Source organism: Embleya sp. NPDC050154 (assembly GCF_044460165.1).
In the GTDB taxonomy this organism is placed as follows: domain Bacteria; phylum Actinomycetota; class Actinomycetes; order Streptomycetales; family Streptomycetaceae; genus Embleya.
The window spans coordinates 227,492-251,886 of the sequence record NZ_JBITJP010000006.1; the positions used below are offsets into that span (position 1 = coordinate 227,492).

Sequence of the window (24,395 nt, forward strand, 5' to 3'; positions counted from 1 at the left end):
CACGCACGCTGCTACGAAAGAATCACATCCACAAGGCGCGTACGGGGAGGCGTTTGCGGTGGCTCAGTTGTGGCTTGGCAGCCGATATCGGCTGGACAAGAGGCTGGGCTCGGGAGGCAACGCGACCGTGTGGCGGGCCTGGGACCAGAAGATGCAACGGTTCGTCGCGGTCAAGGTGCTCAAGGAGTCGTTCGGCGCGTCCAACAACAGCGTGGACCGCTTCGGCCGCGAGGCGATCATCGTCGGCGGGTTGTCCTCGCCGAACATCATCGTCGTGCACGACCAGGGCCGGAAGGCGGTCGTGGAGCACCGGACCGGCCCGCAGGCGCCCGGCCCCGAGCCGACCGAGCCGAACCGGCCCCGGCCGAGCGGCCGGACCGACCCCGAGACCCGGGTGTTCACCCACGACGCCGAGACGGTGCACGACGCGCAGGTCACCTCCGCGCTCGGTCCGGGACCGGGCGAGCTGCGCCGCACCGACGGCAAGGTGATGTACCTGGCGATGGAGCTGATCACGGGCCGGTCGCTGGCCCAACTCGTCGCGGACGGCGCGTGGCTGCCGCTGGGACACGTGGTCGGCTGGGCGATCCAACTGTGTGACGGGCTCGACGTCGCGCACGCGGGCGGCGTGCTGCATCGCGACATCAAGCCCGCGAACGTCATGGTGACCTCGCGCGGCGTGGTCAAGGTGCTCGACTTCGGGATAGCGCGATACATGGAGAAGGTGTCCTCGCGCGCGGGCATCACACTGCCCGGCAGCATGATCGGCACACCCGCGTACATGTCGCCCGAACAGATCCTCGGCGGACGCATCGACGGCCGCGCCGACCTGTACAGCGTGGGCTGCGTGCTGCACGAACTGCTGACCGGCGCACCGCCGTTCGGCCTGGACCATCCGCATTCGATGATGCAGGCCCACCTGGGACGCACGCCCGAGTCGGTGCGCAACACCCGGCTGGAGGTGCCCGACGACCTCGCCGCCCTCGTCCTCGCGCTGCTCGCCAAGCGGCCGGAGAACCGGCCCGCGAGCGCGGCGGAGGTCCGCGACCTGCTGTTGGAGTTGTCCGTCACGCCACCGCGCAACCTCGCGCCGCAACCGTGGGGCATGCCGGCGTCGGAACCGGTCGCGGACGACGACGCGCAGCAGACCCAGGATCAGCCGGTGCGGCTGCTCCCCGAAGGGAGCGAGCCGCAACCGACCCGTGCCGAGGCGCCCGAGCCGCGGCCGGCCCGGGCGAGCGATTCGCTCCAGGTGATGCGGGCCGAAGTCGGGCGGCGGATCCGGGAGTTCGGCAAGGACCACCCGGACACGCTGCTGCTGCGCGAGCAGTTGGCCGCCCGGCTCGGCAAGGACGGGGACCCGCTCGCGGCGATCACCCTGCTGCGCGGGGTGATCTCCGACGGCGGGCGGTTGCGCGGCGCGCTGACCCCGGACACGCTGCGCGCCCGGCACGCGCTCGCGCACTGGACCGGCGTCGCGGGCCGACCGGCCGAGGCGGCGCGGCTGCTCAAGAACCTGCTGCCGGACCAGGTCCAGGTACTGGGCACCGACGACCTGGACACCCTGCGGATCCGCCGCGAACGGGCCCGCAGGGAGGGCGAGGCGGGCAACTTCGTCGGCGCGGTACACCACCTGCGCACACTCGTCCCGGACGTGATTCGGGTGCTGGGCCCCAATCACGAGTTGGTCATCGAGGTCTGGGACGAACTCACCTACTGGGAGCACCGCCTCGACGGCTACGGCGTCCGGGACCAGGCGTGAGTGTCGCGCCCGCCGTCACAACGCCAGCATGTCGCGCAGTTCGCGTTTGAGCACCTTGCCCACCGCGTTGCGCGGCAGCGCCCGCTCGGTGAAGCGCACCAGCGTGGGCACCTTGAACGCGGCGAGCCGGCGCGCCACGTGTCCGCGCAACTCGGCCGCGGTCGCGGCGCCGGCCACGTGCAGCAGCACCACGGCGGCCACCTCCTCGCCCAGATCGTGGTGCGGCACCCCGACCACCGCGACGTCGGCGATCGCCGGATGCTCGAACAGCACCGCCTCGACCTCGGCCGAGTAGACGTTCTCACCGCCGCGGATGATCACGTCCTTGAGCCGGTCGACCACGTACAACAGCCCCTCGGCGTCGATGTGGCCGAGGTCGCCGGTGCGGAACCACCCGTCCGGGAACGCCTCCCGGCTCTCCGCGGGCCGATTCCAATAGCCCCGGACCACCTGCGGGCCCCGGATCCGGATCTCTCCCGTGTGCCCGGTCGGCAACTCCTCCCCGGTCAGCGGATCGGCCACCCGCAGATCGGCGGTCGGCACCGGCCGGCCGACGCTGTCCGGGTGCGCGTAGTAGTCGTCACCGGCGTTCGCCACCACCACACAGGTCGTCTCGGTCATCCCGTAGGCGTTCAGCGGCACGATGCCGTTGCCGGACATGGTGCCCACCTGCGCGACCAGGTCCGGCGGTACCGGCGAGCCACCCGCGCCCAGGGTGGTCAGGCTGGACAGGTCGCGACCGGCTCGCAGCGGCGATTCGACCAGCCTGCGCAGCAGCGTGGGCACCATGTTGGCGGTGGTGATGCGCTCGGTCTCGATCAACTCCAGCGCCGTGGCGGTGTCCCACCGGTGCATCAGGCACAACTTCGCGCCCTGGGCCGCGCCGATATAGAGCCCGGCCAGTCCGGCGATGTGGAAGAACGGGTAGACCTGCAGGCTGCTCGGCGTCGGCAGGCCCGCGGCCATCTCCTCGAACACGGCCGGACCCTTGGCCAATTCGGCGGCGGGCAGGCCCAGTCGGGCCAGGCCGATGGCTCTCGTCAACCGCATCGTGTGCAGGTTGGTGGTGTGGTTGTGGTGCGTGGCGACCGCGCCCTTGGGCCGTCCGGTGGTGCCGGAGGTGTACAGGATGGTCGCGTCGTCGAACGGCTCCGGACCGCTCGCCGGCAGCGCGCACTCGCCGGTGAATCCGCGCAGCAGCGCGGACAGGTCGGTCTCGCCGACGACCGGCGGCCCCTCCGGGCGGACCACCAGGACCGCGGGCCCCGTGCCCTGGTCCAGGTGTCCCCGGATCCGCTCGGCCCGCTCGCCGTCGCAGATCAGCACGGCGGCGCCGGAGTCGTCGAGGGCGTAGCGCAGCTCGTCGGCGGTCCACCACGCGTTGAGCGGCACCGCGACCGCGCCCAGGACCTGGGTCGCCCAGAACGCGAGCGGCCATTCCAGGTGGTTGCGCATCGCGATGGCCACCCGGTCGCCGCGCCGCACCCCGCACTCGCCGGCCAGGTGTCGGGCCAGGTGGGCGACCAGGCGATGCTGCTCGGCGTAGTCGATCCGCTCGTCCCCGGCGACCAGGGCGTCCCGGCTCCCGTACGCCGCCAGATCCTCGAAGACCGCGCGCAGCGTCGGCGGGGCCTTGCTCAGGACCCGCCAGGGGATGCCGTCGTGGACGACCTCCTCGATCGCGTAGGCCGATTCGGGTCCCGTGAGTTCGGCCAGGGCCTGTGTGCGATCCAGCATCCGGTGGGTCCACCTCCTGCACGCTGCGAGCGACTGGGGTACCGGGGGGTTAGGAGCCCATCAAAGCTAGTGCGGAGATCGCATCCCGGGAACCCTGGCAATCGAGGTGATCACGCGGCAGGGTGGCCGGACGGGTATCGCCGGCACGCGTTCGAACCTGCGGGGGGCTTGCGTGGACTACGAGGAGATCTCGACCTCGATCGAGGCCGGCGTGCTGACCGTGACGCTGGACCGGCCGGACCGACTCAACGCGTACACCTACCGGATGGGCCGGGAGATATCGCACGCGTTGGATGTCGCGGACGAGGACGACGACATCCGCGCGGTGGTGTTCACCGGACGCGGGCGGGCCTTTTGCGCCGGGGCCGATCTGGAGATGGGCGCCGACGCGTTCGACCCGGGCGCGCACGCGAAGCGGTTCGACGACGCGGTGGACGACGCGGAGGCGTTCCGCGACGACGGCGGTCGGCTCGTGCTGCGCCTGTACCGCTCGAAGAAGCCGCTGATCGCGGCGATCAACGGTGCGGCGGTGGGCGTGGGCGCGACCATGACACTGCCGATGGACTTCCGGATCGCGTCCTCCGCGGCCCGGTTCGGCTTCGTCTTCGCCCGGCGCGGGATCACTCCCGACGGCTGTTCGACGTGGTTCCTGCCCCGCGTGGTGGGGCTGGACCGGGCTCTGGAATGGTGTTTCACCGGCCGGGTCTTCGACGCGGCGGAGGCCGCGGAGGCCAGCCTGGTCCGTGCGGCGGTGCCGCCGGAGGAGCTGCTCCCGCGCGCCCGGGAACTGGCCCGCACGATCGCCGAGAACACCCCGGCGGTGGCCATCGCGCTGACCCGGCGGTTGTTGTGGGGCATGCAGAGCGTGCCCGACCCGGAGACCGCCCACCTGCACGAGTCCCGCGCGCTGCACTGGACCGGCGGCTCCGCCGACGTGCGCGAGGGCGTGGTCGCCTTCCTGGAGAAGCGCCGCCCGGACTTCCGCCTGCGGGTGAGCACGGACCTGCCGGATCTGCCGCCGATCCCGTAGTCCGAGACCGTGTGTCCGAGACCTTGCGTGGGTGCCCCGCGCGGCGGACTCGGCCGGGCCGGGGCATCGTGGAGATGCCGGGTAGGGGCGCGCGCCGCGCGGCGTCGGACGCCATTCCGGTGCCCATTACAGCTTGTTGTGTTTTGCAACCGTTTCGGGCACTCTTGGCGCACATTCAGGGCGCAAGGTGTTGAGGAGCAAGGCGATGTCGGACAGCGTTGAGCGGCGAGTGGTCCGCGAGGTCGGTGCGGCCACCCGGTTGATTCGGCTGTTGATGGCTCCCCCGCTGCAAGCGGCGGGAATCACCCAGGCGGAATACCACCTGCTCGCCCACCTGGAGGAACGCGGCACCTCCACCGGCAAGGAACTCGCGTGCCGACTGAGCCTGGACAAGACCACCATCAGCCGGCAGTTGACCGCGCTCGAGGAGGCCCGGCTGATCGCCCGCACCACCGATCCGACCAACCGCCGATCGCACCTGATCACCCTCACCGACGCCGGCCGACTGCGCCTGGCCGACGCCCGGCAACGCAGCCTCGCGGTGATGGCGGAACGGTTCACCTCATGGCCCAAGGAGGAGTTGGGCGCGCTCGCCGACCACCTGGCCCGGTTCAACGACGTACTGCGCGGCGACTCCACCGAAGCCGCCGAGCAACAGCGGCAACAAGCACAGCAGTAGCGGACGCGCGAGCCGCCGGGCCTAGTTGTCCGCCACCCGCGGATGCACGCGCGGCCGGGCCCGGTAGACGTCGTAGACGCCCTGCACCCGACGCAGCGCCCGCAACAGCTTCGGCAGTGTCGCGAGGTCGGCCAGCCGGATCGTGTACGTCTGCCGCACCCGCATCTGTTGCGGCGGCGCGATCGAGGCCGAGGTGATGTCGGCACCCTCCGCGTCGATCGCGGCGGTCACGTCGGCGAGCAGCCGGGGGCGGTCCAGCGCCTCGATCTGCACGGTGACCCGATAACCCTGATCGGCCTGGTGCGGCAGCCACGACGCGGCCACCACGTCGCGGCCCGCGCGGCGCATCTGCTGGACGTTCGTGCAGTCGGAGCGGTGTACCGCGACCGTGCCGCCGCGGATCACGAAGCCGGCCAGTTCGTCCGGCGGCACCGGGGTGCAGCAGCGGGCCAGTCGGACCGGGGCTCCGGGCGAGCCCGGCACACTGACCACGGCCTCGCCGGGGTCGGCCGGTGGGCGCCGGGTTCGGGCCGGGGCCTGCGCGGCGTCCGCGGGGGGCCCGGCAGGCTCCGGGACGGTCGTCGTCGGTGCGCCCTGCGCGGCTTCGCCGGCGGCGGCCAGATTGCCCAGCGGTGGGGCCAGCAGCGGGTCCATCCGACCCTCGACGCCGTGCGGGTACTTCGCCAACCAGGCTTCGATCGCGACCCGGGCCAGTGGGCTGCGGACGAACGAGAGCCATTCCTTCGACGGTGCCGCGGCGCCGGGCGGAGCGGTGATGATGGACACCGTCTCGCCGTCCGCGAGCACCGAACTCAAGGCCACCAAGCGGCCGTTGATCTGCGCGCCGATACATCGGTGCCCGGTCTGCTCACCCATCGCGTAGGCCGCGTCCACGCACGTGGATCCGGCGGGCAGGGTCAGCGGGCGGCCGCCGGGGGTGAAGACCAGGAGCTCGCGGTCCGCCGACAGGTCGGCGGTCAGCGAGCTCCAGAAGACGTGCGCGTCCAGGATGCCGCCCTGCCACGCGAGCAGCCGGTGCAGCCACGCGAGCTGCTCGGGGGCGTCCGGCCCGGTGTCCGGTTTGCCGGTGTGCGCGACCACGCCGAACTCGGCCAGTCGATGCATGCGCCGGGTGCGGATGAGCACCTCGACCTTGTCGCCCTCGGGCAGCGTGATCGCGGTGTGCAGGGACTGGTACAGGTTGAACTTGGGGGTGGCGATGTAGTCCTTGAACTCGCCCGCGATCGGCGACCAGCAGGTGTGCAGTACGCCGAGCGCGCCGTAACAGTCGGTGTCCGCGTCGACGACGATCATCAGCCGGGACAGGTCGAACGGTCCCAGGTCCTCGCGCCCTCGACGCTTTTGTACTCGGCGCACCGATACGTGGTGCCGCGCGCGCGGCGATACCTCCGCCTCGATCCCGGCGTCCCGCAGCGCGCGTTTGACCGTCGCGCACAGCTTGGACACGGCCTCGTCGGTGGCCGCCTGGCTCGCGCCGACGGTGCGCGCGGTGGCGGCGTGCTCCTCGGGGCGCAGCGTCGCGAAGACGATGTCCTCCAGCTCCGACTTGAGCACGTGGATGCCCAACCGCTCGGCGAGCGGGATGAACACCTCCTGCGTGGCCTCGGCGGTGCGGATCTGACTGGCCCGGCGGCGATATCGGATCGTGCGCATGTTGTGCAGCCGGTCGGCCAGCTTGATCACGGTCACCCGCAGGTCCCGACCGGTGGCCACGATGATCTTGCGCATCGTCTCGGCCTCGGCCCGGTCGCCCAGGTCCACCCGCTCCAGCTTGGTCACGCCGTCGACCAGGTGCGTGACGTCGTCGCCGAACGCCGCGCGCACCTCGTCCAGGGTCAGGTCGGTGTCCTCGACCGTGTCGTGCAGCAGCGCGGCGACCAGCGTCGTGGTGTCGGCACCCAGCTCGGCCAGGATCGTGGCCACCGCGAGCGGATGCGTGATGTACGGCTCGCCGCTCTTGCGCATTTGCCCGCGATGGGACAACTCCGCGACCGCGTACGCCTCCTGAATGGCCGTCACATCGGCCTTCGGGTGGTGCACGCGATGCACTTGGAGCAGTGGTTCGACCGCGTCCGGCGTGCGTCGGCGGCTTCCGGTGAGGAAGGTGACAGCGGCCAGACCCAGGCGTTGGATGGGTTGTTGGACAGGCCGGCGGGAGAGTCGTCCGACGCGGTCGGACATGCTCCGGCTCGGAACGTCACCCTCGGCTCGCGGCGCACCCTTGGGCACACCCGCACCGGCCGGCGGGTCGAGTCCCCCGATCGTCATGCGGCACCTCCGGCAGCTACCCCCGGAGTCGCCCCCGGTGATTCATGCTACCGACAACAACACGGACCGTGTCCGCGTGATGTCGCCCGTCACACACGATCACCCGCACGGGTCATGGCGCCCGCTACGGATGATGGTGAAGAGCCCAGCCTAACCCCTCGGGATCTTGTCCGGGCGCGCACCCACCGGGACCGGGGGGCGCACCCGTCGCGCGGCGGGCGTGCGAGTCGTGGTGACAGGGCGTCAGTTCCCGTCCGGGCGCTCCCGATACGTGCCCGCGATCATGGCCTCGATCAGTCCCCGGTGCAGCACCGTCTCGTCCAGGTCGGCCGGCTGCTCGCGCTCGCCGAAGTGCCACTGCCGGTGCGCGATGCGAGCCATCACCACGCCGTGCCGCACGGCCGCGTACATCTCGAAGTACCGCATGTCGCGCGGCGTGTGGCCGGTGAGCTTCTCGTACTGCGCGCACACGTCCTCGGTGCGCATGAAGTCGGGCAGGCCCGGCATGCCGTAGCGGGTGGCGATGTCCTGGAAGAACGCGTGGATGAAGATCATCCAGGCGATGTCCAGCTCGCGCGGGCCGACGGCGGCCATCTCCCAGTCCAGTACCGCAGTCGGTTCGAAGTCCACGTAGAGGATGTTGCCGATCCGCGCGTCGCCCCAGCTGATCACGTCCGGGCCGACCTCGGTCGGGAAGTTGTCCTCCAGCCACGCGAAGGCCCGGTCCAGGAGCGGCACGCGCTGCCCCTCGATGCCCCACTCGTAGAACGCGCGCAGGTCGTCCAGGTGCCGGCGCAGCGCGTTCTCGCCGGTGCCCTCGTACTGGAGGAAGGCGATCTCCTCGGGCGTCGTGTCGATGCCGTGGATCGCGGCGACGACGGCGACCGACTCCTCCTGGAGCCGGCGACGCTGCTCGGGCGTGGCCGCGAGCATCCAGCCGTCGATCGTGTACGGCATCACGTCCGGCGGCGCGGCGCCCTCGGCCCGGCGCATCACGAAGAACGGGGCGCCCAGCGCGCCCTCGTCCGGCTCGTTCCACAACAACGCGGGCACCGGGATCGAACAGCGCTCGCCGACCAGGGTCATCACCGCGTACTGCTTGTCCAGGTCGTAGGTCGGGAAGACCGGCTTGGCGTCCATCGACGGGCGCATCCGCACCACGCAGCGCTCGGTGCGGCGCTCGCCGTCCACCGTCCAGGTCGCGTCGAACAGCAGGGTCTCGCTGGACATCCCATTGCCGGAGGGCGCCTTGAGCTCGGATATCTCCGGGTCGGCGCCCTCGGGCAGCCGACCGGCCAGCCACGCGAGCAGTTGGTCGTGCACCGTCGCCAGGTCCCGTGTGCTCGTCTGCGGACGGGTGACCTCGTCGGGGTCGGCCACGACAACCTCCGGTATCCACGTCGCGATGTGCGACGGGCGCTGCCGGACGTCCCTGCCGACGCCCGGTCCCCGCCCTGCCGGCGGCGGTTGCCCGCCGGAAAAGTGAAACACGTTCTATCATGTGTGACACGTGTCATCAATGGCCGCGCGGCCCGCCGCGGCCCGGACGCCCGGGGGATCACCGGCCGGAACGCCCGGACGCGGTGCCGGGTTCGGGTCCCGGGTGTTGCAGACTGGACGGATGCCCCCAACCTCCGCCACGGTCCGCCGGCGCCCGCGCTGGTGGACCGAGTTGCTGCTGATCGCGGTGTTGTACGAGGCGTACTCGCTGAGCCGACTCGTGGTCCGCGGCGACGTGGACGCCGCGCTGCGCAACGCCGAGCGAATACTGCACGTGGAGTCGCTGACCCACCTGGATCCCGAACGCGTGCTCAACCGGGTCGTCACCGACCACGTGTTCATCGGCGTGGTCTGCGACTACGCGTACGCGACGCTGCACTACGTGGTGACCCCGGTGGTGCTGTTCTGGTTGTGGCGCAGACGTCCCGAGCGCTACCGAGGCGCCCGCACCACGTTGGCGATCGCCACGGTGGTCTCGCTGGCGGGCTTCATGCTCTTCCCGACCGCGCCGCCGCGGATGATCGACGGCTTCACGGACACCATGGCGCACTTCGCGTCCTGGGGCTGGTGGGGCGCCGGCGCCAGCGCGCCGCGCGGCATGGAGCACATGACCAACGAGTACGCGGCGATGCCGTCCCTGCACGTGGGCTGGGCCGCGTGGTGCGGATGGCAGTTGTGGCGGCACGGACGCGGTCCGATGTTGCGCGGGCTGGGTGTGGCCTACCCGCTCTTCGTGGTCCTGGTGGTGCTCGGCACCGCGAACCACTACCTCGCGGACGTGCTCGCGGGACTCGCGGTGATGGGGCTGGGCGCGCTCGCGTCGCCGTGGGTGCTGCGCGGACTGGATCGGGCACGCGACGGGGTGGCGATGCGCCGAACGGGATCGGAATCGCCGGGACAACCGATCGTCATCGACCACAGAGATGCCGCTTAGTACCGCCGATTCGCGGCCGATAAAACGATTTCGATCAAGGTCGGCCTGATGCGACCTTCGAACGACGCTTGCCTGGCAGGCAAGCGGTACCTTCTGGGAGGTCCCGTGCCCGGCAACGGGAAGGATTCCGTCATCGGGTACACGCCGATCGGACAAGCCACCACATCGGTGGACGAACCCGATCGGGCTCGGCCTGACCGGCCAGACCCCGCCCGACGGACCCAGGGGCACGGCGAATCGGAGACGGGGCCGGCAGGCGACGAGAGCGGGGAGCTGTAATGCGGATCAGCGCCGTGGTGTTCGACGTGGGCGAGACCCTCGTCGACGAATCGCGCGAGTACGGCACGTGGGCCGACTGGCTCGGGGTGCCCCGACACACGTTCGCGGCCACGTTCGGGGCGGTGATCGCCCAGGGCCTCGACTATCGCGAGGTGTTCCAGCGCTTTCGGCCGGGCTTCGACCTGACCGTCGAGCGCGCCGCGCGCACCGCCGCGGGCTTTCCCGAATGGTTCGGCGAGGAAGACCTCTACAACGACACCCGCCCGTGCCTGAAGGCGCTGCGCGACCAGCACGTGTGGCTCGGCGTGGTCGGCAACCAGACCGTGAACGCGGGCGTCATCCTGCGCGGCCTGGATCTCGGCGTGGACCTGCTCGCCACCTCCGACGACTGGGGCATCAGCAAGCCCGAGTCGGCCTTCTTCGAGCGCCTCGTGGCCGAGTGCCCCTGCCCGGCCGAGGAGATCCTGTACGTCGGCGACCGCCTCGACAACGACGTCCGCCCCGCCCACCTCGCCGGCCTGCGCACCGCCCACGTCCGCCGCGGCCCCTGGGGCTACCTGGTAGCCGACGACCCCGAACTGATCGAGGTCACCGACCTACGCCTGGAATCCCTCGGCGAACTCCCCGCCGCCGTCGCCCGCATCAACGGCATCACAGAACCGTAACCCGCACCCCCAGCCCGGCCGGCACCGCAGCCAAAAACACCGACCGAGCAAACCGTCAGCCCGGTCGGCGCTCGAGGCCACCTCGGCCGAAGGCCAGGCAACCCAGCCCGGCCGGCGCTTGAGGCCAAATAGCCCGGTCGGCGTTTGAGGCCACCTCGGCCAAAGGCCAGGCAACCCAGCCCAGCCGGCGCTTGAGGCCAAATAGCCCGGCCGGCGCTTGAGGCCAAGCAGCCCGGCCGGCGCTTGAGGCCACCTCGGCCAAAGGCCAGGCAACCCAGCCCAGCCGGCGCTTGAGGCCAAATAGCCCGGCCGGCGCTTGAGGCCACCTCGGCCAAAGGCCGGGTAACCCAGCCCAGCCGGAGGCCGAGTGCATCAGGCCGCCCCCTCCCCGACCTGCCCACCACCACCGCCGCCGCCGGCCCGCCCCCCACCCCCCGAGCGCAACCGATCGTCGACGTCCCGTACGAACGACTCCCCCGCCCAAGGCGCCAGCGAAGCCCGCACCGTCCGCACCCGATCCACCGCCGTCGCATACCCCTGCACACCGACCAGATCGAGCGCCTCCTCCAACAGCCGACACGCATCTTGCGGCTCACGCGCACCGACCGCGGTCGCGGCCAGCTCCGCGAGCGTCATCGCCCGCTGCTTGTGGCTGTGCGCCGGCAGCCCCGCGAGCGTGCGCTCCAGACTCGCCCGGGCCTCGGCCGAGCGCCCGGCCGCCACCTCCGCCGCGCCCCGGAAGCCCTCCAGACGCGCCGCCGAGAACCAGTCCAGCCACGCCGGCGGCCCGGTAGCCGTCCACGAACCGGGCGTCTCCGGCGGCGCGTACGTGTCGGCGGCACGATCCAGCAGCGGGAAGGCCGCGTCCGGCGTACCGAGCCGGACCTCCGCCTCGGCCGAGATCGCGTCCAGCCACGCCCGCAGGGTGGGCCCGGCGTCGCCACTCGTGGTCCGCTCCCGCGCGGCGGCCAGGGTGTCCCGGGCCTCCCCTCCCCTTCCGGTCCAGGCGGGCGCGAACGCCATGTGCCCGAGCACGGCGGCGGCCAACGAGCCGTCCCGGCCCCGGTCCGCCGCGTCCAGCGCCAGTTCCTGCCAGCGCCGCACGTGCGGCCCGCGCAGGCTCAGGTCGAAGAAGGCGATCCGGGACGCGAGCAGCGCCGTCTCCGCGATCGCGGACTGGTGCGCCCCATCCGGCCCCTCGGCCAACAGCCGGGCACCATTGCGGGCGTGTTCGGCCACCACCGGTAGCAGTCGTCCCGGTTCCTCGATCCAGTAGCGGGACCGCAGCCGGGCGGTGGTGGCGATGTAGGCGGCGGGATCGGGCAGATGAGCCGCCGACCCCGAGGATGCGTATGCGGCGGAATTCTTCGCCGTGAGGCCGGCGACGGCGGCGCCGGCCAGAAAGGTACGTCGTTGCATCGCGTCCTCCATACGCGTGGTGGTGACGGACATGCCTGCGTGGACCCGGTCACGCGAACCACCGGGCCCGTACGCTCCGTACTGGATCTCGATCGTGACCCCGTCCCACCTGCGGCGTCATGCCTCTAGCCCGTTAGGGCGGCAAGAGTCCTCAGCGCGTCCTACAGGAGTCCCACCGCGGGCCTCGTCACACGGTGTGCCGGCCTGGTTGCATCTAGGGCAGAAGCGGACGTCCCCGAAGTCGGACGCTTCGGGCTCGTGCAGGACGAAGAGGACGCTTCGAGGACCTCCCGGCCCCCGAGGACGATTCCGTTTCCACGACGAAACGAGAGGACCGCCTCACCGATGGACGCCGACGTGAACCGAACGACGCTGGCAGCGCTGCCGCAGGACGCGCTTCGGAACCCGTACGCCCCTCGCCTGGTAGCGGCAGGCGAGACGTTCGACGTGATCGAGGTGGAGGACCGGCTCGGCCGTGAGGCCCTGGCCACGCTGCACGCACACCGCGTGCCGGTCGGGCCGGTCATCTTCGATCGCCGTTACCGCCGGATCGGATTCCTCGTACCGCCGACCACCGTGATGCCGGTGCGGCCGCGCGATCGTCGGCTCGGCCCGCGCCACCACGGCCGGGGTGCCTGGATCACCTTCCCGCCGCCGCCGGAGCAGAACGACGGGCCGCTCGTGTGGCTCGTGCCGCCGACGCCCGACAACCGCCTGACGACGCTGCGACACGTGCGCGCGGCGATCGCCGAGGCCGCCCGCGCGCTCGCCGAGCGCCACCAGCAGGCGATCTGAGGTCGCCCAGGACGTACCGGTCGGGGACCTGACATCACGAGCGGCTCCCCCAATACCTGCTCGACCCGACCGGTACCGGTAGGACGCGATGCGCCCCCACGCCACAGCGCGTGGGGGCGCATCCGCTTGTCCCCACCTGCTCCGATCCGACCTGCTCCGAGAGGTTTACCGGGCGTCGAAACACGCCCGCGGCACCCGGTTCGCGCCGCCGAATCGGGGTTTATCGAAGCGGGGTCCGAGGTCTCGCGCCTCTTTCGGGCAAGGGTCTTTCGGATGGCGTCCGGTTGGCGACAATGGCAAGGGCACGGGATCTTGCGGACCCTCCAGGGTCGACCGATCCCGTCGCTCCCCCCGTCCGTATTCGTCGTCAGCACGTCTGCACTGTCGGAAGGAATCCGCGCATGCCGTCCGAGTCGCGCAAGCCCCGTATGCGGCCCGCGCCGCTGTTGTTCGAGCCCTCGGTTCCCGAGCCGCCCGACGAACGCTTCTTCGACCTGGACGATCTGACCGATCCCCAGGAGGTGCTGACCCGCTCCACGGATCTGGCCGAGGCGTTTCGCGCGGCGGCCGACCGGGCGGTGGACTACCAGGCGATGGCCGCGGCCCGGATGGCGGATCCGAATCGGTTCGACCACCTGACGACGGCTCAGGTCGCGGCGCGGGCGGGGTGGGGCGAGGAGTACACGGCGAAGATGATCGAGCACGGCCGGAAGCTGCTGCTGGAGCGCGGCGAGTAGCGCCCGACCACGAACGCCGGCCGGGCATGGCCCGGCCGGCGTTCGCACGTCCCACCCCGCCCACACGGACTCCCCCACACGGGCTCGCCCCGACGACCGACCACGCAATCCCACCCGACCGCGCCGGCCCACTCGGCGCCCCGACCTCACCTCGACAGCGCGACCCGGTGCCCCGCGAGTTCGGCCAGCACCGCCTGGTTCGCCTCCCAGCCGTCCGGGAAGTTGACCGGGACGCCGAGGTGGACCGGGTCGGCGGTGGGGTGCGCGTCGAGCAGTTCGGGGATGCCGGCCCTGGCCACCACCAGGCACGCGTGCCGATGCCGTGAGGCCAGCACGCACAGCCGCCCGGTCTCCAGGTGGAACTCGGTCGCGTCGCGCCGACCGGAGAGCGGGTGCAGCACCACGGTCACGTCGAACTCGCGACCCTGGAGCCGGTTCGCGGTGTCCACCACGATCTCCGCCGCGCCGAGCGTGCGCAGCGCCGACTCGACCCGGGCCCGTTGCTCGCGGTGGCTGACCCCGATCGCGATGCGTGACGCGTCCAGCGCGACCCCGTCCGGCGTGCGCTCGCCGATCGCGGTTCCGCCCCGCGCGAGCAGCCGCGCGGCGAGCGTCGCGACCGCGTGCACCGCCTCCTCGTCGGCCGCCGCGGTGAACCGCGCGGGCAACTCCAACAGGCCCCAACCGGAGGTCGCCGCCACGTCCACCACCGCGTCGTACGCGTCGTCCTCACGCGCCGCCTCGAAGCGCAGGAGCCGCTCGCCCGGACCGGTCCCCGAACGAAACGGGGTGAACGGATAGAACGCCTCGGACACCAGCGGCGCCGCGCTCGCGGGCAGCCGCCAGGACACCGGAAGCCGATGCACCGGCAGGTCCGGGTTGTGCCGGCGGAGCACCACCACCGCGCTCTGCGAGGGGTCGTAGGTCAGGCTGTGCCAACGCGAGGTGTCCACGGTGGCGAACGGGTCGAGTTGGCCGGGGTCGCCCACGAACAGCGCGCGGTCGAACAGCCGGGCCACCAGCAGCAGGGCGTCCGAGCGCATCTGGTACGCCTCGTCGACGATCGCCCAGGGCCAGCGCCGGTCCTGGACCAGCGCCCACTTGGCGGCGGTGGCCACCACCACGGCGCACGCGTCCAGCGCCTCGGCCTTCTCCGCGTTCACCACCGACGTGCCCACCAGCGCGGGCGGCAGCCGGTACCCGGTGGCGGACAGCCGACCCACCGTCAGCCCGGGGTGCTCCGCGACCAGCCGCACCAGCAGGTCGTCGACCTGGTTGTTGGTCTGCGCGACGATCATCAGCCGCTCGCCGCCCTCGGCCAACTCTCCCGCCGCGCGCACCACCAGCGTCGACTTGCCCGCGCCGGGCGGCGAGTCGACCACGACGCCGCGATGCGCCCCGGAGCCGAGGTCGGCGAGCACGGCGTCGGTCGCGGCGGCGGCGAGCGCGGCCGGGTCGCCCTCGGGATGCCGGGCCCGCACGACCGTCACGACCACTCCTCCAACGCGTCGTCGTCCGCCTCCGGGGCGGCCTCGGGTTCGGGTTCCGGCGGCGGACCGCCGTGCGTCCAGGGGGTGTCCTCGACGGCGGGCCAGTCCGGACCGCGTCGGAACTCGGCGATCAGCGAGGTCCAGCACAGGACTTCGCCCGGCTCGGGCACACTGCCCGGCTTGGGCGCCTTGCCGCCGCCCATCCCGCCGCGCAGTTCCAGCACGACCCGCCCGGGCTCGGTTTCCAGGACGCGCGCCTTCGCGTCCGGGCGCTCGACACACGCGAGGTCGGTCCCCGGTCCGAACAGCGGTTCGTCGTCGGTGGCAAAGCTCAACAGCGGGCGTGGGCGCGCGGTCTTCTTCCCCGGCTCGGCGACCATGCGCTCGGCGTCCACCGCGATCAGTTCGCCGCGGAACGCCTCACCCGCGAGCCGGACGGCGGCCATCAACAACGGGTCGTCGCGCACCTGTTCGGCGTCCAGTCGGGCCTGCGCCCGTTCCCGGGTGGCCAGTTGCGCGGCGGCGGAGATCGCCCCGGGCACCCGCGGCTGCGGGCGCGACTCGGGGTCGGCCAGATCCGCGGCGAAGAAGCTGTACGAGGCCCGGTCGGCCTCCCACCGCCCGGCCACCGAGGCCCCCACGGGCAGCGCGCCGAGCAACTCCACGCCGCGCCACATGCGATCCCAGGTCGGCATCAACTCGGCGGCCAGCGCGTCCCGGATCGCGTTCTCGGCGTCCCGACCACGCGGCCCGAGGTCGGCGCGCACACCGGTGTCGGCCGCCTCCTCACCTCGTTCCGCGGCCACCGCCTCGTCGAACGCGGCGATCAGCGGCACCAGTCGCTCGTCGAAGGCCGGATCGGTCGCGGGCCCCGCGGTCGGCCCACCCTCGACCTCCCGGGCCGCCCGGTCCCCGCGCTGCCCGGCCGGCGGGTCGATCCAAGCCAGTAGCGCGCCCAGTTCGCCGTCCTCCAGCGCACTCTGGCCGGTCGCCCACATCTGGGTGAGCAGGTCGGTCATCGCCAGCAGCACGCTCGATCCGGGCACCCCGGCCCGATCGGCGAGCCACGTGCTCCACCGGCCGAGCAGCGGGACCTCCGCGGCCACCGCGAACTCGCCCTCGGTGCGCCGGAATCGGGTGGAACGGCCGAGCAGCCGCAGATACTCGACACCGCCCGATGTGGGCACCAGCACCTGGGGCGCGTCCACGCTGCGTTCGTACGGGTCGTCGCCGCGTCGCTCGATCGTCTCCGTCTCGGCGGCGAAGGCGCCCAGATACGGCAGCAGCAGTCGACCCAGCTCGGCCGCGTGCGCGAACCGCCGGTCACGGTCTCGCGGTTGCGGTACGGCGAGCAGGTGCGGCCGCTCGCGCTCGGTCCCCACCAGCACGGCCAACGGCGCGAACGCCTCGCCCGCGAGCACGTAGGGCACCAGCACCACCGGACGAGCGGACAGATGCCGGTGTCGGACGGTCGCGGCCGGTTGGGCCACCCCGGTCGCGGCGGCACGCAGTCGGCCGAGCGCGGCGATCGCGCTCACCCGACGCCGCCGAGCACCTCGGAGCGCAGCGCCTCGGCCCGGCGGAGCAGTCTGGCCACGTCCTCCTCGCCGGGCTCGGCGGCACGTGTGCCGTCGGCGAGCGCGAGCGCGTCGGCGATGTCCTCGATCCCGCCCAGCGCACCGCGCACCGCCGTGCCGAGCGTGCCCACGCTGCCGCCGCCGGGTGCGCAGCCGCGGGCCTCGTGCCGACAGAACAGCGCGAGTTCGCACGCGGAGAGACAGTCCGGGACGTACGCGGCGGGCACCTGTGCGACGGCCGCTTCGGCCCGATCGCCCTCGACGTCGAAGGTCAGCGTGTCCGGCAGTTCGCCGAGCAGGTCCTCCACCCCGGACAGGCGTTCCAACCGGCGCCGGGTGGTGGCCAGTTCGCGCCGTACGTCGAGCACGACGGCGACCGGGCGATTGGAGAAGTCCTGCGCGCACACCAGCACGATGTCGGTGGCCACGATCGCCGGGTCCAGGCCCAGGTCCGCGGCCAGTCGGCGCAGCGCGTGCACGTACACCGCGGACTGCCGGGTGGCCGAGGCGAGCTTGCCCGGGTCGGCGGACCCGTCGATGATCGCGAAGGACTTGATCTCCACCACGTACAGCCGCCCGGCCACCCGGCACGCCATCGCGTCCGGTTCCAGGTAGGCGCGGCGGCCGGCCACGTCCAACGGCAGCAGCGGGTGGTCCAGGATCGCGCACGCGTCGGGTTCGCCGCGGGCGGCCCCGAGCAGCGCTTCGCGGGTGCGGGCCACCCGTTCCTCGCGGCTCGGCCGGCCGGTGTTCTCGTGGTCGACGTCGACCAGCGCGCCGCCGTCCGGGTCGGCGCCCAGCGTCTCGGCGAGCAGTCGGCGCAACTCCGCTCCGCCGTCCGCCTTGACCCGGGCCTCGAACACGTTGCCGCGCCCGATCGCGAACGGCGATCGGCCGTAGCGTGGCGGGAAGCCGAGTCGATCGGCGAGCACGGTCTTCTCGATGCCCGCCGCGTCGAGCACGCCCCGGCGGGCGCACCCCGGGTTGGCCGCGAGGGCGGCGACCGTGCGGGCGTTGTGATTGCGGGTGGGCAGTGTGCCGCGCAACTGCTCCAGCCTGCCGGCGATAGCGCCGGTGGTACCCGTCGTGCGCATGTCTCGTGTACGGCTTTCGTCGTCGAACCGTCCGGTCCCGGGTCAGTGTGGACCATGTCACCGACACGGGGAACTCAGGTCTGCTCGTCCGCTCCGGGCAGGGCCACGAATCCGGTCTCGTCGGTGGGCGCGAGTTCGCTGAACGACTCCAGCGCCTCGTCGAGTTGGCGCACGGCGACCGAGTTCCTGTAGGGCTCCAACTGTTTGCGGGTGATCCGTACGCGGTCCATCGCCATCGAATACCAGTGCACGCGCAGCATGTCGACGGCCTGGAACAGTCGGCCGCACGCCTCGTCCACCTGGCCGGCCTGGAAGGCCGCCTCGGCCAGGTCGGCGTACATCACCGCCCGCTGCTTGTCGCCGTTGGGCGGCAGGTTCTGCAACGCGTCGTTGAGCGAGCCCTGGGCCTGGTCCATCCGGCGCGCGGTGAGTTCGGTCTTGCCGCGAAAGCCCCACAGCCGGGAGGCGTCGAAGAAGTCCAGCCACGGCGGCGTGGGCGTGTTGTCCGGATGGCACAGCAGGTCCTCGGCCCGGTCGAGCAGGTGCAGCCCGCGCTCGGGGGTGCCGCGCAGCGACTCGAACTCGGATTGCACCGCGTCGAACCAGGCGAGCATCACCATCGGCGCCCCGCGCGTGGCCGTCTTGCGGGCGAAGTCGAGGATGTCCTCGGCCGCGGAGGGCGCCGCGTCGAAGGCGGGGATGAACGCGGTGTGCGCCAGCACGGCGGCGGCCAGCAGGGTGTCGCCGGCCTCGTTGGCGGCGCGGTAGGCAACCAGGTAGTGGTCCTGCGCGTCGTGCGGGCGGTCGAGGTCGAAGAAGGCCATCCGGCCGGCCAGCATCGCGGTCTCCGCCAGCGACGCGCCCAGGATCCGCCGGGCCCGGGCCGGGCCGGGGGCGTTGAGCAGCTGGGTGCCCAGGCGCACGTGCGCGATCACCGACGGGTAGGCGATGGCGGCGGGGGCGACCCAGTACATCTGCCGGTAGGTCCGGGTGAGCATCGCGTACTGGTCGGCGCCGACCACGGTGAGCTGGCCCGCCCGCGAGTGCATGGGAACCGCGAGGGGGCCCGGGTCGGGGGTGTCCCGGAGCAGTTGGCGCAGCACCGCGGGGGTGGCGATCTCCAGCGTCCGGGCCGGGGGCTCGGCGGCCGAGGGGCCGATCGCGCGCAGCGGCGGGCGGACCGGCAGGCCCGGTGGGGCCGGTGGGCCGTCTCCTTCCAATCGACGACCGCCGACCACGGTGGGCCCGGTCTCGAAGGGGGACCGGGGTGGCACGATCGCGGGTCCGGGAGGCGGCACCGGGCCGGGCGCGGGAGGGGGCCCCGGGGGTGGCACGGGGCCGGGCGGCGGCACCGGGCCGGAGCGCGGTGGCGGCACCTGTCGCTTGACCCCGGGCGCCGGGTGGGTCGGTCCGGCCATCGCCCCGCCGACCGGACCGCCGGTGGCCGGCGGCTGCCGGCGCACCCGGGCCTCGCCGTAGCCCGGATACTCCGGGCGATCGGGCGCCCGCCCGGTTTCCCGGGCGGGCGCGGGGAACGCGGGTGGAACGGACGGTTGCTCCAGGGCGGGCGGTGCGTCGGTGTAGCCCTGACCGTACTCGGCCAACTCGGCCTGCCACGGAGGGGTGAACCCCAGGTCGGTCAACGGCCGCTCGAACAAAGCCTGCAGGACCTGCTGATAATCGGGGGTCGGCCAGGGCGGATCGGCACTTTCCCAACGCCGTACCTGCCGCACGCTGACGCCGAGTCGAAGTCCGCATTCGAGCGCCTTCTTCTCGAAGGCGTCGGCCAATTGTTGCTGGGAAACCCAGCCATGCGAGTGCCGTAGGGCCTTCAGCCGGACATTCCCGGACGAAGGACCGGCCCCCTGCCGCATGGCCATCGGCCCTCCCGGTTACGACGTGCGGTGTGCTGTGCAGGCTGTGATGCCGACGGTACCCGCCGTGAGACGGGCCGGGGGACCTCTTTGCGGATGTCCGGAAAGGGGCGTCCTCCCCGTGTCCTCAAAGAAGTCCTACGAGGGACCTTGCGCGCCCTCGATACGCTCCCCGCGCGCCCCCGCCCGCGATCCGAGGCTGTCGATGGGTGTCGATTTTCGATCACCGCCGACCCCTGCTAATGTTTCCCACGCAACGCAAGCGCCGCTAGCTCAGTTGGTTAGAGCAGCTGACTCTTAATCAGCGGGTCCGGGGTTCGAGTCCCTGGCGGCGCACCTTGCGAAACAGCGATGGGGCCCTCGGTTCACCGAGGGCCCCATCGCCGTTTCCGCGTTCTCGCATTGTCGCTTCCCCGCGTCGAATTCACGAACATTTGTTCGCCCGAATGAATACGTGGGCGTACGGACGGGGTGGACCCCGGGGTGTGCCGATCCATAGCCTGGTCGGGTTGGTTGATGATCTTCGATTGCGTTGTTGGACAAGGGGATTCGATGACCGCCCTGGACGTGCCAGACATACTTTCGCCCGAGTTCGCGGCCGATCCGTATCCGCTGTACCGCCGGATGCGCGACGAGCATCCGTTGCTGTGGCACGAGGGGATGCAGAGTTGGATCATCTCCCGTTACCAGGACCTCGAACGGGCTTTCAAGGAGCCGGTGTTCACCACCGACAACTACGACTGGCAGTTGGAGCCCGTGCACGGGCGGACGATCCTGCAGATGAGCGGGCGCGAACACTCGGTGCGCCGCGCGCTGGTGGCGCCCGCGTTTCGCGGAAACACCCTCCAGGAGACCTTCCTGCCGGTGATCGAGAGCCACGCGCGGCGGCTCGTGGACACCTTTCGCGACCGCGGATCGGTGGACCTGGTACCGGAGTTCGCCCAGCGTTTCCCGGTCGACGTGATCGCGGACATGCTCGGCCTGGACCAGGCGGACCACGCACGGTTCCAGGGCTGGTACACGTCGGTCATCGCGTTCCTGGGCAACCTGAGCCAGGACCCCGACGTCGCCGCGGCCGGGCTGCGCACACGCGAGGAGTTCGCCGCGTACCTGCTGCCGCTGATCGCCGAGCGACGCGCGAACCCCGGCACGGATCTGCTGTCCACGCTGTGCCTGGCCGAGATCGACGGCACCCGGATGAGCGACGAGGACATCAAGGCCTTCTGCAGCCTGCTCCTGGCCGCCGGCGGCGAAACGACGGATAAGGCGATCGCGAGCCTGTTCAAGAACCTGCTGGAGCATCCCGACCAGCTCGCCGCGGTGCGCGCGGACCGGTCGCTGATCCCGCGGGCCTTCGCGGAGACGCTGCGCTTCTCGCCGCCGGTGCACATGATCATGCGCCAGCCCGCCGAGGACGTCGAGTTCGGCGGTGGCGTGGTGCCCGCCGGCAGCACGCTCACGTGCCTGATCGGCGCGGCGAACCGGGACGACCGGCGCTACGCCCACCCGGATCGCTTCGACATCTTCCGCGAGGATCTGACCGCGAAGACCGCGTTCTCCGCGGCGGCCGACCACCTGTCCTTCGCGCTCGGCCGGCACTTCTGCGTCGGAGCGCTGCTCGCGGTGGCCGAGGTCGAGGTCGGCACCAACCAACTGCTCGACGCGATGCCCGATCTGGCCTTCGCACCGGGATTCGCGCCCGCCGAGAAGGGCGTGTTCACCCGCGGCCCGGTGGCGCTGCCGGTGACGTTCACGCCGGTGGCCTGAGCCTCGACGGGGGCGGGATCGTGCCCGCCCCCGCACCGGCCCGGATCAGCCCACGTACGCGGGGGTGAACTCGACCGGGAGGTTCTCCAGGCCGCGCATCCACACCGAGTCGCGCCAGACCAGCTCCCGGGTGGGCACCGACAGGTTGACGTCCGGCAGCCGGTCGAGCAACACCTCGATCGCGGCGCGCGCGATCACCTCGGCCAACTCGGGTGCCGGGTAGGGGCAACGGTGCTCGCCGTGGCTGAACGACATGTGCGCGTTGTTGCCCGCGGCGCCGAGGTGCGAGTCCGGCCGCACCTGCGGATCGGTGTTGGCCGCCGACAGACCCAGCACCAACAGGTCGCCGGCCTTGATCTTGCGACCGCCGAGCACGGTGGCGCGCACCGCCCACCGGCCGATGAAGTTCTGCGTCGGGGTGTCCTCCCACAACACCTCGTTGAGCGCCTGCCCGACGCTGCGCCGGCCGCCGGACAGGGTCAGCGCGAAGCGGTCGTCGGTCAACATCAGCCGCAGGGTGTTGCCGATCCAGTTCGCGGTGGGCTGCTGGGCGGCGGCCATCACCACGAGCATGTCCTGGATCAGTTCCTCCTCGGCCAACCCGGCCGGGTGCGCGAGCAGCCGCGAGGGCACGTCGGCGCCCGGCCGTTCGCGCTTGCGCTCCAGCAGCCGGGCCATCGTGGCCCCCACCCGCAGGTGCGCGTCGACCGCGCCGTCACCGCCGTCCAGCGACGCGGCCAGGTCCTGTACCAGCGCCGGGGTCTCCTCCTCGGGCAGCCCGAACAGCCGGGCCACCACGAGCGAGGGCAGCCGGTGCGCGTAGTCGGCCATCAACTCGGCCTCGCCCACCCCCGCGAACTCGTCGACCAACCGGTCCGCGATCCGCTCCGCCTGGGCACGCAGCTCGAACTGGTCCACCGCCGCGAGCGCGTCGCTGATCGCCCCGGAGCGCCGCCGATGTTCGGGCCCCTCGGTGAACATCACCGACGGCTGGTAGCCGACGAACGGCATCAGCGGCCAGTCCGGCGCGATCGTGTCCCACGCGTGCCAGCGTCGCGAATCGCGCGCGAAAAGCTGGTCGTTCGCGGTCACGTGGTGCACCTCGCGGTAGCCCAGCACGAACCATGCGGGGATGTCGCCGTCGAGCAGGATCGGCGCCACCGAACCGTGCTCCTGACGCAGCGTGCGGTATATCCGGTGCGGGTCCTGCCACAGGCCCGGGCCGGCCAGCCGCGCGGCGCCCAGGTGCGAGGGGTCGAGCGGCGGTCCGTCCACGTGCGCGGGGCAACCCTGCGGCGGCACGGCGGCGTTCGGGTCGTCGATGTCCGAAGGCGTGGTCACAGGGCGCGCTCCCGGGCGGCAGACAACGTGTAGAGGTGGTTCACCAGCGCGATCAGCACGGCCTTGCTGGACTCGCGGCTGCGCGCGTCGCAGTCGATCATCGGGATGTCGGCGGGCAGCGACAGCGCGTCGCGCACCTCGTCCAGGGTGTACTCGGGCGGGCCGAAGTTGTTGCGGGCGAGCACGAACGGCATCCCGTGGTGCTCGAGCCGGTCGATCGCGTACCACGAGTCCTCCAGCCGCCGCGGGTCCACCAGCACCACCGCGCCGAGCGTGCCCGAGAACAGCCGGTCCCACAGGAACCAGAACCGCTCCTGGCCGGGGGCACCGAACAGGTAGAGCACCATCTCGTCGTTGAGCGAGATCCGACCGAAGTCGAACGCGACCGTGGTCGTGGTCTTGCCGTCCGCGGCACGCGCGTCGTCGATGCCCACGCCCGCCCGGGTCATCGTCTCCTCGGTGTTGAGCGGACGGATCTCGCTCACCGAGCGCACCATCGTCGTCTTGCCGACGCCGAACCCGCCCACGATGGCGATCTTGAGCCCGTCGCTCGCGGTGCTCGCCAGGGGGGTACGGACGGCCGGCTCGGACGGGGCGAGCTCAGAGGTTGTGGAGTCCAACGAGCACCTGCTTCAGGATCTCGGTATCGGGTAGTTGCGCCCGGCGCGGGGACAGGCGCGGGTGCCGCGCGGTGATTCGCCCCGTGTCGAGCAGGTCGCACAGCAGGATCTTCACCACGCCCACGGGCAGGCCCAGTTCGGCGGCGATCTCCACGACCGCGGTGGGGCGATCGCACATCCGCAGGATCCGCACGTGCTCGGACTGCATTCCCGGGGTCGGTTCGCACTCGCTGACGATCAGCGTGACCAGGTCGAACGCGTCCTCGTTCGCGTGCGTCCGACCGTTGGTGACCGTGTACAGCCGGTCCGGGTCCCCGCTGTCGACTGGTCGCCGGATCATGCCGATCGGCCGCCTTCGCCGAACTCGCGGGCCGGTGCGCTCAGGTACTCGCCGATCTGCTCGACCAGTTCGTTCATGTTGTGGCCGACCACCCCGGCGTCCGCGTCGTCGTCCGCGATCACCGCGAGGTGCGCACCCTCACCGGCCTCGACGATGAACAGGATGCCGCCGTGGAACTCGGTCATCGACTGTCGGACGCCGCCGCTGCCGTCGCCGAACTCGATGGAGGCACCGTGCGACAGGCTCTGGATGCCGGACGCGATGGCCGCGAGCTGGTCCGCCTGGTCCACCGTCAGGCCCGAGGTACGGCACAACTTGAGGCCGTCCTTGGACAACACCAGCGAGTGCCGGGCGCCCGGAGTGCCCTTGATCAGGTTCTCCAGCAGCCAGTCGAGTTCCCGCTCGGGCTGCCGCTGCGTGCCGATCGGCTGTGCGTCGGTGCCGTGTGCTGTTGCGCTCATAGGGC

20 protein-coding genes and 1 tRNA gene are annotated in these 24,395 nt (G+C 71.9%); 9 read left to right on the plus strand and 12 right to left on the minus strand.

Annotated elements, in window-relative coordinates:
• Positions 1 to 58: 58 nt before the first annotated feature.
• A complete protein-coding gene (locus ACIBSV_RS15735) occupies positions 59 to 1,762 on the plus strand; it encodes a protein kinase (protein WP_395863165.1) in 1,704 nt (567 codons plus the stop codon).
• Positions 1,763 to 1,777: 15 nt separating this feature from the next.
• Here the strand turns inward: ACIBSV_RS15735 and ACIBSV_RS15740 are convergent, their stop codons facing one another.
• A complete protein-coding gene (locus tag ACIBSV_RS15740) occupies positions 1,778 to 3,499 on the minus strand; it encodes a class I adenylate-forming enzyme family protein (protein WP_395863167.1) in 1,722 nt (573 codons plus the stop codon).
• A gap of 172 nt (positions 3,500 to 3,671) precedes the next feature.
• On the opposite strand from ACIBSV_RS15740, the gene ACIBSV_RS15745 reads away from it, so the two are divergent.
• The gene (locus tag ACIBSV_RS15745) at positions 3,672 to 4,529 is read left to right on the plus strand and encodes an enoyl-CoA hydratase-related protein (RefSeq protein WP_395863170.1); all 858 of its coding nucleotides are present in this window, start codon (positions 3,672 to 3,674) and stop codon (positions 4,527 to 4,529) included.
• A gap of 205 nt (positions 4,530 to 4,734) precedes the next feature.
• Complete coding sequence (locus tag ACIBSV_RS15750; protein WP_395863172.1) at positions 4,735 to 5,208, plus strand: MarR family winged helix-turn-helix transcriptional regulator; 474 nt, start codon at positions 4,735 to 4,737, stop codon at positions 5,206 to 5,208.
• Between the two features lie 21 nt (positions 5,209 to 5,229).
• Here the strand turns inward: ACIBSV_RS15750 and ACIBSV_RS15755 are convergent, their stop codons facing one another.
• Together ACIBSV_RS15755 and ACIBSV_RS15760 are read right to left on the minus strand one after the other, a co-directional pair.
• Entirely contained in the window at positions 5,230 to 7,497 is a 2,268-nt protein-coding gene (locus ACIBSV_RS15755; RefSeq protein ID WP_395863174.1) for a RelA/SpoT family protein, read from the minus strand.
• A 243-nt stretch (positions 7,498 to 7,740) separates the two neighbouring features.
• Positions 7,741 to 8,877, minus strand: a complete 1,137-nt coding sequence (locus tag ACIBSV_RS15760) for a phosphotransferase family protein (RefSeq protein WP_395863176.1) — start codon at positions 8,875 to 8,877, stop codon at positions 7,741 to 7,743.
• Positions 8,878 to 9,118: 241 nt separating this feature from the next.
• Between ACIBSV_RS15760 and ACIBSV_RS15765 the strand changes: the two genes are divergently transcribed.
• Both ACIBSV_RS15765 and ACIBSV_RS15770 read left to right on the plus strand, forming a co-directional pair.
• Positions 9,119 to 9,931: a phosphatase PAP2 family protein gene (locus ACIBSV_RS15765; protein ID WP_395863177.1), complete on the plus strand. Its 813-nt coding sequence runs from the start codon at positions 9,119 to 9,121 to the stop codon at positions 9,929 to 9,931.
• A gap of 278 nt (positions 9,932 to 10,209) precedes the next feature.
• Positions 10,210 to 10,875, plus strand: coding sequence for an HAD family hydrolase (locus ACIBSV_RS15770; protein WP_395863179.1), 666 nt, complete (start codon positions 10,210 to 10,212; stop codon positions 10,873 to 10,875).
• Positions 10,876 to 11,247: 372 nt separating this feature from the next.
• Here the strand turns inward: ACIBSV_RS15770 and ACIBSV_RS15775 are convergent, their stop codons facing one another.
• The gene (locus ACIBSV_RS15775; protein WP_395863181.1) at positions 11,248 to 12,294 is read right to left on the minus strand and encodes a transcriptional regulator; all 1,047 of its coding nucleotides are present in this window, start codon (positions 12,292 to 12,294) and stop codon (positions 11,248 to 11,250) included.
• Positions 12,295 to 12,639: 345 nt separating this feature from the next.
• Here ACIBSV_RS15775 and ACIBSV_RS15780 point away from each other — a divergent pair, with 345 nt between their 5' ends.
• Both ACIBSV_RS15780 and ACIBSV_RS15785 read left to right on the plus strand, forming a co-directional pair.
• Positions 12,640 to 13,089: a hypothetical protein gene (locus ACIBSV_RS15780; RefSeq protein ID WP_395863183.1), complete on the plus strand. Its 450-nt coding sequence runs from the start codon at positions 12,640 to 12,642 to the stop codon at positions 13,087 to 13,089.
• A gap of 401 nt (positions 13,090 to 13,490) precedes the next feature.
• A complete protein-coding gene (locus tag ACIBSV_RS15785; protein ID WP_395863185.1) occupies positions 13,491 to 13,826 on the plus strand; it encodes a hypothetical protein in 336 nt (111 codons plus the stop codon).
• A 146-nt stretch (positions 13,827 to 13,972) separates the two neighbouring features.
• Here the strand turns inward: ACIBSV_RS15785 and ACIBSV_RS15790 are convergent, their stop codons facing one another.
• The 4 genes from ACIBSV_RS15790 to ACIBSV_RS15805 form a co-directional block, all read right to left on the minus strand.
• Positions 13,973 to 15,316 (minus strand): AAA family ATPase, encoded by a 1,344-nt coding sequence (locus ACIBSV_RS15790; protein WP_395863187.1) that lies wholly within the window; start codon positions 15,314 to 15,316, stop codon positions 13,973 to 13,975.
• Entirely contained in the window at positions 15,313 to 16,854 is a 1,542-nt protein-coding gene (locus ACIBSV_RS15795; RefSeq protein ID WP_395863189.1) for a hypothetical protein, read from the minus strand. Before ACIBSV_RS15795 ends, ACIBSV_RS15790 begins: the two co-directional genes overlap by 4 nt.
• A complete protein-coding gene (locus ACIBSV_RS15800; protein WP_395863191.1) occupies positions 16,851 to 17,987 on the minus strand; it encodes a hypothetical protein in 1,137 nt (378 codons plus the stop codon). Before ACIBSV_RS15800 ends, ACIBSV_RS15795 begins: the two co-directional genes overlap by 4 nt.
• 74 nt (positions 17,988 to 18,061) lie before the next feature.
• The gene (locus ACIBSV_RS15805) at positions 18,062 to 19,867 is read right to left on the minus strand and encodes a hypothetical protein (protein ID WP_395863193.1); all 1,806 of its coding nucleotides are present in this window, start codon (positions 19,865 to 19,867) and stop codon (positions 18,062 to 18,064) included.
• A 256-nt stretch (positions 19,868 to 20,123) separates the two neighbouring features.
• Between ACIBSV_RS15805 and ACIBSV_RS15810 the strand changes: the two genes are divergently transcribed.
• Both ACIBSV_RS15810 and ACIBSV_RS15815 read left to right on the plus strand, forming a co-directional pair.
• Positions 20,124 to 20,197 (plus strand) — tRNA-Lys (locus ACIBSV_RS15810).
• A gap of 216 nt (positions 20,198 to 20,413) precedes the next feature.
• Positions 20,414 to 21,628: a cytochrome P450 gene (locus ACIBSV_RS15815; protein ID WP_395863195.1), complete on the plus strand. Its 1,215-nt coding sequence runs from the start codon at positions 20,414 to 20,416 to the stop codon at positions 21,626 to 21,628.
• Positions 21,629 to 21,673: 45 nt separating this feature from the next.
• Here ACIBSV_RS15815 and ACIBSV_RS15820 read toward each other — a convergent pair whose 3' ends face one another.
• Genes ACIBSV_RS15820 through ACIBSV_RS15835 form a run of 4 tightly spaced genes read right to left on the minus strand, consistent with a single transcriptional unit; the run spans position 21,674 to position 24,390 of the window.
• Positions 21,674 to 22,969, minus strand: coding sequence for a cytochrome P450 (locus ACIBSV_RS15820; protein WP_395863197.1), 1,296 nt, complete (start codon positions 22,967 to 22,969; stop codon positions 21,674 to 21,676).
• Entirely contained in the window at positions 22,966 to 23,589 is a 624-nt protein-coding gene (locus ACIBSV_RS15825; RefSeq protein ID WP_395863199.1) for a GTP-binding protein, read from the minus strand. Before ACIBSV_RS15825 ends, ACIBSV_RS15820 begins: the two co-directional genes overlap by 4 nt.
• The gene (locus ACIBSV_RS15830) at positions 23,570 to 23,929 is read right to left on the minus strand and encodes a DUF742 domain-containing protein (protein WP_395863201.1); all 360 of its coding nucleotides are present in this window, start codon (positions 23,927 to 23,929) and stop codon (positions 23,570 to 23,572) included. The genes ACIBSV_RS15825 and ACIBSV_RS15830 overlap by 20 nt, the downstream gene beginning before the upstream one ends.
• Positions 23,926 to 24,390: a roadblock/LC7 domain-containing protein gene (locus tag ACIBSV_RS15835; RefSeq protein WP_395863203.1), complete on the minus strand. Its 465-nt coding sequence runs from the start codon at positions 24,388 to 24,390 to the stop codon at positions 23,926 to 23,928. The genes ACIBSV_RS15830 and ACIBSV_RS15835 overlap by 4 nt, the downstream gene beginning before the upstream one ends.
• Between the last annotated feature and the right edge of the window lie 5 nt (positions 24,391 to 24,395).

Excerpts from the sequence above, each read along its gene's own strand:
- ACIBSV_RS15785 (WP_395863185.1), top strand. The coding sequence starts at position 13,491 with ATGCCGTCCGAGTCGCGCAAGCCCCGTATGCGGCCCGCGCCGCTGTTG.
- ACIBSV_RS15780 (WP_395863183.1), top strand. The coding sequence starts at position 12,640 with ATGGACGCCGACGTGAACCGAACGACGCTGGCAGCGCTGCCGCAGGAC.
- ACIBSV_RS15835 (WP_395863203.1), bottom strand. The coding sequence starts at position 24,390 with ATGAGCGCAACAGCACACGGCACCGACGCACAGCCGATCGGCACGCAG.
- ACIBSV_RS15800 (WP_395863191.1), bottom strand. The coding sequence starts at position 17,987 with ATGCGCACGACGGGTACCACCGGCGCTATCGCCGGCAGGCTGGAGCAG.
- ACIBSV_RS15740 (WP_395863167.1), bottom strand. The coding sequence starts at position 3,499 with ATGCTGGATCGCACACAGGCCCTGGCCGAACTCACGGGACCCGAATCG.
- ACIBSV_RS15770 (WP_395863179.1), top strand. The coding sequence starts at position 10,210 with ATGCGGATCAGCGCCGTGGTGTTCGACGTGGGCGAGACCCTCGTCGAC.
- ACIBSV_RS15765 (WP_395863177.1), top strand. The coding sequence starts at position 9,119 with ATGCCCCCAACCTCCGCCACGGTCCGCCGGCGCCCGCGCTGGTGGACC.
- ACIBSV_RS15755 (WP_395863174.1), bottom strand. The coding sequence starts at position 7,497 with ATGACGATCGGGGGACTCGACCCGCCGGCCGGTGCGGGTGTGCCCAAG.
- ACIBSV_RS15775 (WP_395863181.1), bottom strand. The coding sequence starts at position 12,294 with ATGCAACGACGTACCTTTCTGGCCGGCGCCGCCGTCGCCGGCCTCACG.
- ACIBSV_RS15805 (WP_395863193.1), bottom strand. The coding sequence starts at position 19,867 with ATGGCCATGCGGCAGGGGGCCGGTCCTTCGTCCGGGAATGTCCGGCTG.
- ACIBSV_RS15750 (WP_395863172.1), top strand. The coding sequence starts at position 4,735 with ATGTCGGACAGCGTTGAGCGGCGAGTGGTCCGCGAGGTCGGTGCGGCC.
- ACIBSV_RS15830 (WP_395863201.1), bottom strand. The coding sequence starts at position 23,929 with ATGATCCGGCGACCAGTCGACAGCGGGGACCCGGACCGGCTGTACACG.
- ACIBSV_RS15815 (WP_395863195.1), top strand. The coding sequence starts at position 20,414 with ATGACCGCCCTGGACGTGCCAGACATACTTTCGCCCGAGTTCGCGGCC.